Source organism: Pontibacter mangrovi, assembly GCF_006385705.1.
In the GTDB taxonomy this organism is placed as follows: domain Bacteria; phylum Bacteroidota; class Bacteroidia; order Cytophagales; family Hymenobacteraceae; genus Pontibacter; species Pontibacter mangrovi.
The window spans coordinates 60,849-73,677 of sequence record NZ_VFRQ01000004.1 but is presented as its reverse complement, the minus strand read 5'-3'; the positions used below and the strand labels follow the sequence as shown (position 1 = coordinate 73,677).

At 54.7% G+C, this 12,829-nt stretch carries 13 protein-coding genes; 4 read left to right on the top strand and 9 right to left on the bottom strand.

Annotation, left to right across the window (positions count from 1 at the left end):
• Positions 1 to 21 precede the first annotated feature (21 nt).
• The 3 genes from FJM65_RS08675 to FJM65_RS08665 form a co-directional block, all read right to left on the bottom strand.
• A complete protein-coding gene (locus FJM65_RS08675) occupies positions 22 to 276 on the bottom strand; it encodes a hypothetical protein (RefSeq protein WP_140621121.1) in 255 nt (84 codons plus the stop codon).
• Between the two features lie 116 nt (positions 277 to 392).
• Entirely contained in the window at positions 393 to 1,262 is an 870-nt protein-coding gene (locus FJM65_RS08670; RefSeq protein ID WP_140621120.1) for a prephenate dehydrogenase, read from the bottom strand.
• A 121-nt stretch (positions 1,263 to 1,383) separates the two neighbouring features.
• Positions 1,384 to 1,569 (bottom strand): hypothetical protein, encoded by a 186-nt coding sequence (locus FJM65_RS08665; protein ID WP_140621119.1) that lies wholly within the window; start codon positions 1,567 to 1,569, stop codon positions 1,384 to 1,386.
• A gap of 48 nt (positions 1,570 to 1,617) precedes the next feature.
• Here FJM65_RS08665 and FJM65_RS08660 point away from each other — a divergent pair, with 48 nt between their 5' ends.
• Positions 1,618 to 3,795, top strand: coding sequence for a M3 family metallopeptidase (locus FJM65_RS08660; RefSeq protein WP_140621118.1), 2,178 nt, complete (start codon positions 1,618 to 1,620; stop codon positions 3,793 to 3,795).
• Between the two features lie 98 nt (positions 3,796 to 3,893).
• Here the strand turns inward: FJM65_RS08660 and FJM65_RS08655 are convergent, their stop codons facing one another.
• Together FJM65_RS08655 and FJM65_RS08650 are read right to left on the bottom strand one after the other, a co-directional pair.
• A complete protein-coding gene (locus FJM65_RS08655; protein ID WP_140621117.1) occupies positions 3,894 to 4,286 on the bottom strand; it encodes a YybH family protein in 393 nt (130 codons plus the stop codon).
• Positions 4,287 to 4,314: 28 nt separating this feature from the next.
• Positions 4,315 to 4,740, bottom strand: coding sequence for a YybH family protein (locus FJM65_RS08650; protein ID WP_140621116.1), 426 nt, complete (start codon positions 4,738 to 4,740; stop codon positions 4,315 to 4,317).
• Between the two features lie 319 nt (positions 4,741 to 5,059).
• On the opposite strand from FJM65_RS08650, the gene FJM65_RS08645 reads away from it, so the two are divergent.
• Genes FJM65_RS08645 through FJM65_RS08635 form a run of 3 tightly spaced genes read left to right on the top strand, consistent with a single transcriptional unit; the run spans position 5,060 to position 8,785 of the window.
• Positions 5,060 to 6,232 (top strand): hypothetical protein, encoded by a 1,173-nt coding sequence (locus tag FJM65_RS08645; protein WP_239022888.1) that lies wholly within the window; start codon positions 5,060 to 5,062, stop codon positions 6,230 to 6,232.
• A gap of 16 nt (positions 6,233 to 6,248) precedes the next feature.
• Positions 6,249 to 7,913 (top strand): BCCT family transporter, encoded by a 1,665-nt coding sequence (locus tag FJM65_RS08640; RefSeq protein WP_140621115.1) that lies wholly within the window; start codon positions 6,249 to 6,251, stop codon positions 7,911 to 7,913.
• On the top strand, positions 7,910 to 8,785 hold the full coding sequence (locus FJM65_RS08635; RefSeq protein ID WP_140621114.1) for a universal stress protein: 876 nt from the start codon (positions 7,910 to 7,912) through the stop codon (positions 8,783 to 8,785). Before FJM65_RS08640 ends, FJM65_RS08635 begins: the two co-directional genes overlap by 4 nt.
• Positions 8,786 to 8,822: 37 nt before the next feature.
• On the opposite strand, the gene FJM65_RS08630 is transcribed toward FJM65_RS08635, so the two are convergent.
• The 4 genes from FJM65_RS08630 to FJM65_RS08615 all read right to left on the bottom strand — a co-directional run bounded on the left by FJM65_RS08630 (position 8,823) and on the right by FJM65_RS08615 (position 12,583).
• A complete protein-coding gene (locus FJM65_RS08630) occupies positions 8,823 to 9,434 on the bottom strand; it encodes a MarC family protein (protein ID WP_140621113.1) in 612 nt (203 codons plus the stop codon).
• 111 nt (positions 9,435 to 9,545) lie between these two features.
• Positions 9,546 to 10,223 carry a site-2 protease family protein gene (locus tag FJM65_RS08625; RefSeq protein WP_140621112.1) on the bottom strand — a complete coding sequence of 226 codons (678 nt, stop codon included), beginning with the start codon at positions 10,221 to 10,223 and terminating at the stop codon, positions 9,546 to 9,548.
• Positions 10,224 to 10,397: 174 nt separating this feature from the next.
• Positions 10,398 to 10,673 carry a hypothetical protein gene (locus tag FJM65_RS08620; protein ID WP_140621111.1) on the bottom strand — a complete coding sequence of 92 codons (276 nt, stop codon included), beginning with the start codon at positions 10,671 to 10,673 and terminating at the stop codon, positions 10,398 to 10,400.
• 143 nt (positions 10,674 to 10,816) lie between these two features.
• The gene (locus FJM65_RS08615) at positions 10,817 to 12,583 is read right to left on the bottom strand and encodes a chloride channel protein (protein WP_140621110.1); all 1,767 of its coding nucleotides are present in this window, start codon (positions 12,581 to 12,583) and stop codon (positions 10,817 to 10,819) included.
• Positions 12,584 to 12,829: the final 246 nt, after the last annotated feature.

The following is a 12,829-nucleotide window of genomic DNA, read 5'->3' as shown; positions in this document are numbered from 1 at the left end:
ACAGCCTTTGTTACCTAACTTTCAGGAGGCTGCTTTAAAAGGGGCGCCATACTCTTCGGAATTTCCAAAATCCCAGTACACCTCCAGCGTTGTGGGGCCCTGCAAGTATGCCGGTATGGGCGTGTAAATGATCAACCCGTCTTTGAAAACGCGCTTCCCGGACTTAGAAAGGCGCATGGCCTGCCATAGTAGCCTGTCGTGGATCTCGTTACTAACCGGGCGCCTGGCGTCTACAAACGGGCTTCCCTCCTCGAATTTGAAAACGGTAGTATACATGGCGATGCTGGGCTGGTTACACAGTTGTGTTCTACGTAAATTTCAATTAGTTAGTATAAAAATTCAGAAGATTATCTGTACCATGCCCTTTGCCGCTCACCACGTAGCGGCTTGTATTACAAGGCAGGCGTTTTAGCCTTCCCCTCCAGCACGGGCCTGATCTTGTTTGCCTGCTCCATCATCTGGTAAAGTATGGCGGTGTTGCCGCTCTGCAGGTGCTCCTGAAACTGCTTCAGAATGGTGATGTACTCTTCGATGGCCTGCCCCAGGTAAGCGCTGTTCTGCTCAAAGATGGGTGCCCACATGGCGGGCGAGCTTTTGGCCAGACGCACCGTGGAGGCAAAGCCGCTGCCGGCCAGCGCAAAAATATCCTTCTCAGCCTTCTCCGCGTCCAGCACCGTCATGCTCAGTACAAAAGAGCTCACATGCGACAGGTGCGAGATGTAGGCCAGCTGCTTGTCGTGCGTTTCTGCGTCCATGAAAACCGTTTGCAGCCCGAGCGCCTCAAAAAGTGCCATGGCCGTAGCCAGTGCCTCCCCCGACGAGGCCTCCCGCTCACACACAATATTGGTTTTGCCCTTATACAAATGCTCCAGCGCGGCCGCGGGGCCAGAGTTCTCGGTGCCTGCAATGGGGTGTGCCGCCACATACTGCCCCCGCTTCGGGTGCTGCCTTACCTGCCCGCAAAGCGCGCTCTTGGTAGAGCCAAAGTCGATGAGGGTGGCGTGCTCTGGCAACAGGTCGAGCACGGGCCGCAGCAGCGCGCCAATAGCGTTTACCGGCACTGCCAGCAACACCACATCCGCCTTTTCCACGGCTTCCTGCAGCGGCAGCACCTCGTCCACAAGGCCCAAGGCAAGGGCCGCGCCGGCATGCGCCGGGTTTTGGTCCACGCCGATGATACTTGTTGCAACATTTTCCCGGCGCAGGTCGCGCGCAGCGGAGCCTCCGATAAGCCCAAGCCCAACTATAGTTACTGTATGCATGATTTTCTGTGTGTGATGTATGGGGTATAAACAAAAAAGTCCCGGCTGGGCCAGGACTCGGTTATGGTTTCAGTAGCAAGCTAAACGCAACAGCAACCCATGCTTAAGTCCCGGAGCAGGCTTAGGCGATAATAATAGAAGTACAGGTTGCGGCGATTTTCCATGTTTCTGCAGCCTCTAAGTAATGTGTTTTGCAGCACAATAGCAACTGCCGGGGCCATACTTTTGCAGTAGAAGTGCCTTGCCAGGGAAGCACGAAATGCCCCGGAACAACATTTTTTTGTAACTTGTACTGTTGATTGTTCATAAACGGAACAGTTTTGACACCTAAAGTATAAGTTTACCCAAACGACAGATGCAAAAGAAAGTAATAACGGCAGCTGGCCTGGTGGCCATACTTGCCCTTAGCAACTGCTCCTCCGTAAAGACGCAGGAACAGGCACAGCAAACCCAAATGGAACAAAAACAGGAAGAAACCAACCCGCTCCTGCAAGAGTGGACCGGCCCCTATGGCGGTGTGCCGGCCTTCGATAAAATGAACCTGGCCGACCTGCAGCCGGCCATGGAGAAAGCCATGGCCCTGAACCTGGCCGAGGTGGAGAAGATCGCCAACAACCCGGAGCCTGCCACCTTCGAGAACACCATTGCGGCTATGGAGCGCTCCGGCAAGGAGCTGGACCGCGTGTTTACCTACTATGGCATCTGGAGCAGCAACGTGTCCACGCCGGAGTTCCGCGAGGTGCAGGCAGAACTGGCGCCGAAAATATCGGAGTTCAGCTCTAAGATCTCGCAGAACGAGAAGCTGTTCCAGCGCGTTAAAACTGTTTACGAGGCATCCCGGAAAAACCCGCTGCCAGCCGACCAGCAGCGCGTGGTGCAGCTGGTGTACGAGGGCTTCGCGATGGAAGGCGCTGACCTGAGTCCGGAGAAAAAGCAGCGTTACGCGGAGATAAACAAGGAGCTGGCGGCGCTTTATACTTCGTTCTCCAACAACGTGCTGGCAGACGAAGAAGGCTATGTGGTATACCTCACCAAAGACCAGTTGGGCGGGCTGCCCGAGTCGTTTGTGAAGGCTGCCGCCAAAGCCGCCGCCGACCGCGGCCAGGAAGGCAAGTATGCCGTGACCAACACCCGCTCCAGCATGGACCAGTTCCTGACCTACTCGGATGAGCGCGCCCTGCGTGAGAAAGTATGGAAAAACTACTACTCGCGTGCCGATAACGGCGACGAGCACGACAACAACGAGAACATCACCAAGATACTGCAGCTGCGCCGGGAGCGCGTGCAGCTCATGGGCTACGACAACTTTGCCGAGTGGCGCCTGCAAAACCGCATGGCGAAAACGCCTGAGGCCGCCATGGACCTGATGCTGGCCGTATGGCCTGCTGCCCTGGCCCGCGTAGAGGAAGAGGTAGCCGACATGCAGGCCATCGCCGACAAAACCAGCAAAGCCAAGATCACCATAGAGCCGTGGGACTACCGCTACTACGCCGAGAAAGTGCGCCAGGAGAAGTATGACCTGAACTCGGATGAGGTGAAGCAGTACCTGGAGCTGGGCAACCTGACGCAGGCGATCTTCTACACTGCCGGCGAGCTGTTTAACTTTAAGTTCACGCCGGTGCCGGAGGGCTCTGTGCCCGTGTTCCACGAGGATGTGAAAGTATGGGAAGTGACCGATAAAACCACCGGCGAGCACATCGGCCTGTGGTACCTCGACCCGTTTGCGCGGCAGGGCAAGCGCTCCGGCGCCTGGGCCACTACCTACCGCTCCCATACTACCTTTGACGGCAAAGAGACGGTGCTCGCCTCCAACAACTCTAACTTCGTGAAGCCTGCCCCAGGCGAGCCGGTGCTGGTGTCCTGGGACGATGCCGAAACCTTCTTCCACGAGTTTGGCCACGCGCTGCACTTCCTGTCTTCTAACGTAAAATACCCGACCCTGAACGGCGGCGTGCGCGACTATACCGAGTTCCAGTCGCAGTTGCTGGAGCGCTGGCTGTCTACCGACAAGGTGATCAACAACTACCTGAAGCACTACAAGACCGGTGAGCCAATGCCGCAGGAGTTGGTTGCCAAGATCGAGAAGGCGGCTACCTTTAACCAGGGCTTTGCCACTACCGAGTTTCTGGCCTCTGCCCTGATGGACATGAAGTATCACCTGGCAGACCCAACCAACCTGGACCCGGACAAGTTTGAGCGCGAGACGCTGGCCGAGCTGAACATGCCGAAAGAGATCGTGATGCGCCACCGTTCGCCGCACTTCGGGCACGTGTTCTCCGGTGAGGGCTACGCTACTGGCTACTACGGTTACCTTTGGGCCGACGTGCTGACCTCTGACGCTGCCGAGGCTTTTGCCGAAGCGCCGGGCGGGTTCTACGACAAGGAAGTGGCCGACAAGTTGGTGAAGTACCTGTTTGCCCCGCGCAACTCCATGGACCCTGCCGAGGCGTACCGCAAGTTCCGTGGCCGCGACGCGACGATTGATGCCTTGATGCGTGACCGTGGTTTCCCGGTGCCGCAGTCTAAAAAGTAAAACCAACCTGCAGCCATAGTGTATACTTTGCGCCGCAGCTAAAGCAAACGCCCTGCAAGTTTATACCTGCAGGGCGTTTATACTTTGTGCCGTTCAACTTAGGTGGCGCTCAGGCTGGTGTTCCAGATGTCTTTGTGCAGCTTCCACTGGCCGTTTTGCTTCTGCCACACCACAATGTACTTTCCTTTGTCCATCCGGGTGCCGCCCTCACCTGTTAACGTATAGTTTCCCATTTCAATGGCCGTGTTCTCACAGGGCAGCACCTCCACGGTTTCCAGTTTTACGCCTTTTACACCCATTTTCATGGCGCCCTGCCAAAACTCCTGTATGCCCGGCTTTCCTTTTACAGCCTCCATGCCGGTGGGCAAGAGCATGCCCTCATCGGTGTATAAATTGGCGATGCCGGCAGCATTGCCCTCGGTAAAGGCCTGTATAAACTTTTCGTTGGCGCGCTTGATCTCTGCACCGATGTTCACTGTTGTTGTTTCCATAGGTTGGTCTGTTTGTATGGTTAGAAAATCAACGGTGCTGCGGGATCCGTGAGGTCAGGAACTGCAACGACTCAGGGTTGCTGCTGTTCCAGATGCCCCTTTCCACCAGCATTTTACCATCCGTATGCTTCCACAGCACAATATACTTACCCTGGTCTATTTGCTGATTGGCTTGGGCATACATCCGGTAGGTGCCCGTTTCAACGGCGAGGTCGTTGTGGTCCTCTACCTTATCTGTGTTCAGCTCAACCTTCCTGATCCCCATATCTACGATACCCTGCCAATACTTCAGTATAGCACTTTTCCCTTTTGCCACATCGTGGCCGGGCGCCAACAGTTCGGCGTTTTCCACATATATGCTGTCTACGCCTGTTACATTTCCCTTCGTAAAAGCCCCTTCCAGTTTATTGTAGGCGTTCCTGATCTCCTCCCGCAGGTTTACTTTTGTTTCCATAGCTACATTCTTTAAAAACACTCATCCTTAAAACTCCTCATCAATTTGATGGCGCAACCGCACCACTCTATGCAGCCGCGCAAACTTACTTCCGTTTAACATTATAAACGAAAAACACCATAAATTTTATACTTGCAGCGCACAATTCACCATAGCTTTTAAGCTAAGGCCCGTTTGCGAATGGCCAAGTGCAGCAAAGGCAGTGGTAAAGGCGATGCAAGGTTGCAACGGAAACATACTTGAAGTGTAGCCCGTCGGACAACTTAAATCACCTCAGTTCGTCCAACCTAGTAGGGCAATGTTAAACCTAAACTAGCAGATGCCATTGAAAAGAGTTATACTGAAATGGATTTTGTTGTTACCGCTTCTCCTCCTGGTAAGCGCGGTTTGCCGAGCGCAGTACCCGGAAGAGGAGAAGCCTGAAGAGAAACCGTACCTGAAACTCGGTGGCGCGTTGCGCTTCAACTACAACTTGTCTACCTGGAAAGAGGACCAACTGGAACGCGGCGGCGACTTTGGCTTCGACCTGTTCCGCATCAACGCCGAGGCAGCGTATAAAGGCATCAAGCTAAACGCCGAGTACCGCTTTTACTCGGAAGCATTCGGTGGCGGCTTTTTAAAGCAGGGCTGGTTTCAACATGATTTCTCGGAGGCCTCACAGCTGCAGGTGGGCCTGAACCAAGTGCCCTTTGGCATTCAGCAGTACAACTCCAACAACTGGTTCTTTAATATGACCTACTACATCGGTTTTGAGGATGACCACGACATGGGCGTGAAGTATATACACGACGCGGGCCAATGGCAGTGGCAGGCAGCCTACTATAAAAGTGCCGAAGACATGGTGTTTAGTTCTGCAGAGGCTAGCCCTAACCGTTACTCGTACGACATAACCGGCCGCAACAAGGAAAATAACCAGCTTAACTTTAAGGTAGTGCGGCGCTTGGGCGACAGCCTGGCGCATGAGCTGGGGGTGTCGGTGCAGGGCGGGCTGATTTACAACCTCGATACCGAGGAGAACGGCAACCGCTACGCCGGCGCTGTGCACTACGAGTATAAATCAGGCCACAGCCCCTGGAACCTGAAGCTGCAGGCGATGCTCTACCGCATCAACCCCAAGTATGCCGCCGGAAACGACCTTGATTTTGTGGAGATGGGCGCGTACGGGGCCAATTACAACGTGGCCAACAAAGGCGAGGTATATACGGCAGGCATCTCCTACCACCTTCCGATACAGACGCGCCTGCTGCAAAGCATCGATATCTACAACAACTACGGCTACTACAACAAACGCATCAGCGGCTACGAAAACGCACACATGAACGTACTTGGCGCCCTCCTGACGGCCGGCCCGATGTACATCTACACCGATGCGGCCTTTGGCTATAACCACCCGTGGCTGGGGCCGGAGTGGACGAACGCCTTCACCGCCGGCACCCCCGATGACACAAAGTGGCACATGCGTTTTAACATAAACATGGGATATTATTTCTGAGCTTAACATATACTACATGAGTAAAGTAAGAAGCGACACAAAAAAATCCTTGGGGCTGGAGGTAAACGGCCCGGTTTTCTGGTCTTCCATTGTCATACTCATCCTGGTGATAGGGCTGGTGCTGACCTTTAGAAAGGGCGCTGAGGAATTCTTCAGCGACACGCAGGCCGCCGTAACCGCCAACATGGGCTGGCTGTTTATACTTAGCGTAAACGTGTTTGTGGTGTACTGCCTGTACATGGCCTTTGGCAAGTTCGGGCACATCAGGCTGGGCGGAAAGGACGCGAAGCCCGAGTTCAGCACGTCCTCCTGGTTTGCCATGCTGTTTAGCGCGGGCATGGGCATCGGCCTGCTTTTCTGGAGTATCGCCGAGCCTATCAACCACTTCCAGACGCCGCCCCTGGGAGAGCCGGGCACACCCGCCGCCGCTAGGCAGGCCATGAACTATACTTTCCTGCACTGGGGCTTCCATGCCTGGGCCATTTACGCGCTGGTGGGGCTTTCGCTGGCCTACTTTACCTATAGCCGAAAGCTGCCCCTCACCGTCCGCTCCGTTTTTTACCCGTTTCTGGGAGAGCGCATCCACGGCCTTATCGGCGATGTGATCGATATCCTGGCGGTGCTGGCGACGCTTTTTGGCCTGGCTACCTCGCTGGGCCTCGGCGTGAAACAGGTGGCAGCCGGCCTGCACCACGTTTTCCCGGCCATTGCCAGCGGCGTAACCACCCAAATCATACTTATAGCCGGCATCACGGCCATCGCCACTGTGTCTGTGGTTACGGGCGTAGACAAAGGCGTGCGCATCCTGAGCGAGTGGAACGTGCGGATAGCCTTGCTGGTGCTGCTGGCCGTGCTGTTTCTGGGGCCTACGGTTTTTATACTTGGCTCTTATGTGCAGAACACAGGCTCCTACCTGGGCAACTTCCTGCAGCTCTCTTTCTGGAACGAGGCCTACTCTACCCGCAACTGGCAAGGCGCCTGGACGGTGTTCTACTGGGCCTGGTGGATTTCGTGGGCACCTTTTGTGGGCATCTTTATCGCGCGCGTTTCCAAAGGCCGCACCATCCGGGAGTTTATACTTGGCGTGCTGATCGTGCCGTCCCTGCTCTCGTTCCTGTGGATGACCGTGTTTGGCAGCACAGCCCTGCACGAGGTGCTGGCCGGCAACAACGCGGTGGCCGAGGCCGTGGCCGCAGACATCTCCACGGCGCTTTTCGTGTTCTTTGAGCAGCTGCCTTTTTCTACCGTGCTCTCCGTGATAGGCATTGTGCTGGTGGCCGGCTTTTTCGTCACCTCCTCCGACTCCGGCTCGCTGGTGGTCGACAGCCTCACCTCGGGCGGCAGGCCCGACTCGCCGGTAGGTGTGCGCATCTTCTGGGCGTTGGCAGAGGGCGCCGTGGCAGCCGTGCTTTTAATAGGCGGCGGCCTGCAGGCCCTGCAAACGGCCGTCATCCTGACGGGCCTGCCCTTTGCGCTTATCCTCCTGCTGATGTGCTACAGCCTGTACCGCGGCCTGAGCGAAGAGTTGGCCGAGGAAAGGAAACTGGGCATGGCGCAGCAGCGCAAGGACTACCAGCAGCTGGTAGCAGAAGTAATTGCCCGGCGCGCCCAAAAGCAGGAAGCGAAACCCGCTGATGTAAGAAAAGATCCTCCCACCACACAAAACCCCGAAACGCTATGATTGCAGTAGATGCCATGATGGTTTGCCTCGACCTGAGCGATATTGACGAAAAACTAGTAGGCTTTGCCCGGTCCATTTTTGAGCGGGTGCCGGTAAAGAAAGTATACTTTGTGCACAACATCAAAACCTCGGAGTTGAGCGACGACTTCCGGGAGTTCTTTGGCGATGTGAACATCAGCGATGAGATTGAAGGCAACATTACCGACATCGTGACAGCGCATTTTACCAACGCCGCCGACTATGAGATACTGGTGAGCGAGGAGCCGAACACCGAGATTATACTGGCGGACCTGGTAAAGCGCTATAAAATAAAGCTGACGCTGCTCGGCAAAAAGATGAGCGACAAAAGCACCGGGGCGCTGGGCACCAAACTGCTGCGCATTCTGCCCTGCAGCATGCTTGTCTTCCCGGAAACGGCACAGTTCCCGATTCAGAGGGTGCTGGTCCCGATTGATTTCTCAGACGCGTCGCTGCACGCCCTGCACCTGAGCCGTAACCTGGCCGACCAGCTCCGCCTGCATCTGGAGATCATGCACGTGTACCGGCTCCCGAGCCAGTTCTTCCCGCTGATATCCGAAGAGAAAGCCGTAAAAAAAGCCGAGGAGGTTGTAAAGGAAAAATTCGCCGACCTGCAGAAAAAGCACCCGGAGATAGCTGGCATACCTTATACGCTGGTGCGCGCCGCCAACAAGAGCATTGCCGGGCGCATTGCCCAGCAGCTGGAGAAAGGCAAATATGACCTGCTGGTGCTGGGCCTGAAGGGGAATAACCCCCTGCCCTCGCTTAGCCTGGGCAGCGTGCCTACCGAAATATATAACACCGATATAAACGTGCCGCTGTGGCTGGTGTACTCTGAGGACGTGATAAAGTAAGCACTAAGCCCCTCCCTGAGGAGCAGGTTTTGGAGGGCTAAGCTACTCCGGCTGCCACCAGGTGCCTGATGCCTGTCACGATCATGTCTATGCCGATGGCGCCCAGAAAGAAGCCGTTGATGCGCAGCAGTATCTCCATGTTTTTATCGAAAGCCACCTGCACCTTTTTGGAGCGCATGCCTCTGCGGATGTTCTTCAGCCCCATAATGATCCCGAAGTTCACGGCCATGATAATGGCAAGCGATAGCACGCCCTGCCACAGGGCCAGCTCTTCGGCCATCAGCACGGTAAGCGAGATGGTGCCCGCGCCCACCATAAAAGGCAAGGCAATCTCAGAGGCAAGGTCGTGCAGGTCGCCTTTTATCTGGATAAAGGCTTTTTTGCCCTGCACAATAAAGATGTAAGCGAAAGAAAACAGCACCACGCCGCCAAATATCCTGAACGACTCGAAGTTTATGCGGAACACGGTCTTAAACATCAAATCGCCGAAGAACAGAAACACCAGGTATATGCCAAACGAGATCATGGAGGCCTTCAGGAACACCGAGCGGAAATCAGCGCTCGACAAATCACTCATCACGGGCCTCAGGTACAGAAAGAGGGCAAACGGGTTCAGCATCACTAAAAAGCTGACAATTGCTGCAATCATAAAATAAAGGTAAGGTTTAGGTGTTGTTTTGTACGGGCCAAGCCTGAGGCCACCGTGCAAGTATAAGGAAGCCTGCTGAGGCAAGCTGCATGGTTGGCAAAATACTTCTGGCTACAGCGGCACCCGGGGGTAGTTGCAGATCTCGGTTTCTTCGCCGCTCCGGACCCGCAGCAGGCGGCTGGGCCTGTTGCTTTGCGCCACCTCGTGCGCCTTTTCCAGCGCCTCTTCCTCGTTCTCAAAACTCTCTACCGGTTTTCTGTTGTGGTCCAGCACCTGCCACTGCTGCGTCTTCTCATCCCAGTGCAGGCGGTATGTGTTTTCCGCCACCTGCGGTTTCCGGATCAGGTCAAGTATGATTTTACCGTCGCTGTAGGTGCCGTCGGGGTAAGGCATGGGCAGCAGGGCAAAGAAGATGTAGTACATGGAGAAGTAGGTAAACTGGTAGGTAAGCATGCCAGCTTTTATTACGTCCTCCTCCACCATAACCATGACCGCAAGCGCCGACAAGGCGTTGAAGAGCACGCCGCCCGAGAAAATGAGGATGTTGGAGAACCGACGGTTGCGCTTCAGGTTATCGAAAGAGCAGAGGCCGTACCAGAAGTAATACTTGCGCACCTCCAGCATGCCGGCCGTAAAAAGCACTTTACCCGAGCCAACGGTCACTTTAATGTTCTTGCCGCCCATCAGCCAGGCAAAGAAAACGTGGCCCGACTCGTGCAACAGGGAGATAACAGGAAGCACCAGGAAAAAGGCCAGGAAAAACTTAGGGATATCTTGAATGCCAAACATAACCCTTCCTGTTACGGCATCCGGCAAAAATGTGTACCCAAAATTAGCGGCTAGCAAGGTTAGAGTTAACAGAGGTTACTGCAGAAGGCCTTTAAAGTATACCCTAAACTGAGCCACAAACAAAAAGAGGAAGCGTGGTGGCTTCCTCTTTTTGTTTGTGGCAGGTAACAGCCCTTAGTCTCTGTACTTATCTTTGCCCAGTTCCTTTACAAGTTTGTTGTAAACGCCCAGCAGCAGGAAAGATGGAGCCCACTGGCCCACAAACAGCGCTTCTTCGTCTTTTCTTAATACTTTTAGCGTAGCAGAAACTGCCATAGAGCCAAGCGCGGCCCACAGGTACATATCTGACGGGATTCGTGCGGTATACTCTTCTATTGCGGCGGCTACAGGTCCCTCCTTCTTTTCAGGGTTCATCGAATCGGCTTTTCTTTTTAGCTCGTTTGCATCCATAGTTTCTCTTCTAATTAATAGTTATTGATAATATTTCAGTAGAAACGCAGTAGGCCTGCCTATTGTTATGAAATTCCCGCTTAAATTGCCCGGATAGCGCTAAAAGATATTTTTTGGCTGTTCGGCACGGCGCAGGGGCGGCATCAGAAGAACCTGTTTACGCGGGTAAGCTCGGTGCGGTACTGCGTTAGCAAACGGCTCTTGGAGATAAAGCCCTTAAATTTGCCCTTGCGCACCACCGGCAACGACCACAGGTTATACTTGTCAAACTTGTCCAGCACCTCGGCAGCCGACTCGTCCAGCTCTACCACGGCCTCGGGCGGGTGCATCATGTCGCGGGCCAGCAGGGTATCGTAGTTGGAGGTGTCGCCCAGCTGCTGCCGGAAGTCTTGCAGCCTGATGATTCCCTTCAGCATGCCCTGCTCGTCCAGCACCTGCAGCACGTCCTTATCCGAGCTGGCAAAGCTCTCCACCACTTTCCGGAAGCCCGCGTTTTCGGTAACGGCGGCACCATCCTTCTCCACCAGCTGCTTTATACTTAGCTGGTTTAGCAGGATGCGGTCTACGCGCAGCGCTTTGCTCTGCCCCTTCGGTTGCACCACGCTGCGGCTCAGGTTCTCGATGTAGTACTTCAGGAAATAAGCCACGGCGCACACCAGCATCAGGGGCACAAACAGCTCGTAGCTTTGGGTAATCTCGGCTACAAGGAATATGGCGGTAACCGGGGCATTCATCACGCAGGCAAACACGCTAGCCATACCCAAAAACATGTAGGTCGCCTGGTTTATCCCATAAAAAGGAAACATGAAATCGGCCACCTTAAAGAACAGAAAGCCTAAAAGGCCACCCGTGATGATGGAAGGGGCAAAGTAACCGCCCTCTCCGCCGGAGTTCACGCAAATGCCCGTGCTGATCGGTTTTACCAGCGTTATCAGCGAAAAGAAGAGCAGGTTGGCCCAGAGCGTGTTGGGCAGCACGGCCAGCGGCGAGTTCATAAACAGGGAACGCTCCTCGTTGTTGAGCAGCGCGTTTATACTTACATAGCCCTCGCCATACATGGGCGGCAGTATAAATATGATGCTGCCGAGGGCCACGCCTCCGATCAGCGCCCGCACATACGCGTTTTTAACGCGGGAGAAATATTGCGCACAGTAGCTGTAGGTTTTCAGCAGGTAACTCGACATGAGCATGCCCAGCACGCCCAGCAGCACGACCAGCGGTATCTGTTCGTAGGCAAAGTCCGTGATGGGCACCTCGAAGCGCAGGTGCTGGCCCATGATAAACTCGAACAGGATTTTGCCGGCCGCGGCGGCCACCAGCAGGGGGATCAGCAGCGTGGGCGTAAACTCCGGCAAAATGGTTTCCAGGGCAAAGATGAAGCCTCCCATAGGCGCATTATACACCGCCGAGATGCCTGCCGCCACGCCACAGCCTATCAGCAGGGTGCGCAGCCGGTAGCCCAGCCCCAGAAAGCGGCCCACGTTAGAGCCTACAGCAGAGCCGCTGGAGATAATGGCCGCCTCTACCCCGGAGCTTCCGCCAAAACCGATGGTAAGTCCTGTGGTGATGAACTTTGAGTAAATGAGCCGGAACTTGATGATGGAAGAGTGCTTCTCGATGGCCTCGATCACGTTGCGGGCACCGCTGAAGTAGGCGGTTTTCTGAAAGATGTTGCGGTTGATGAACGTTACCAGCAAAAAGCCTATCAAAGGCAGCAGGAAGTTCAGCAGGTTAGGGGCAAAGTATACGGCATACTGCTCTATGTAGAAAATGATCGTCTTGATCGTAATGGCTGAGAGCCCCGCGATCAGGCCCACTACTACGCTCAACACAAAAGGCATGATGCGGTTGTTGCTCTGCCTTCTGCGCCACTTAAGAAAAGCCAACTGGTAGCGGTTGAGTCTGCTCATGGGTTGTGGATATATGCACCCTATACGTAGGAAACCCTATAGATCGCTAATTTACTATTATTCAGGAATCCCTGATGCTGGCCTGGGCATAGTTTATTTAACCAACCTGCTCATGCAGGTTAGCCGCCGCCCTCCTCTCCTCTCGGCTCAGGCACTTATACTTCATCCTGGTATACAGCTCTTTTCAACGCAACTTTATACTTACTTCCCGGGTTTGGATGGCTGCCGCAGTGATACTCCAGCGCA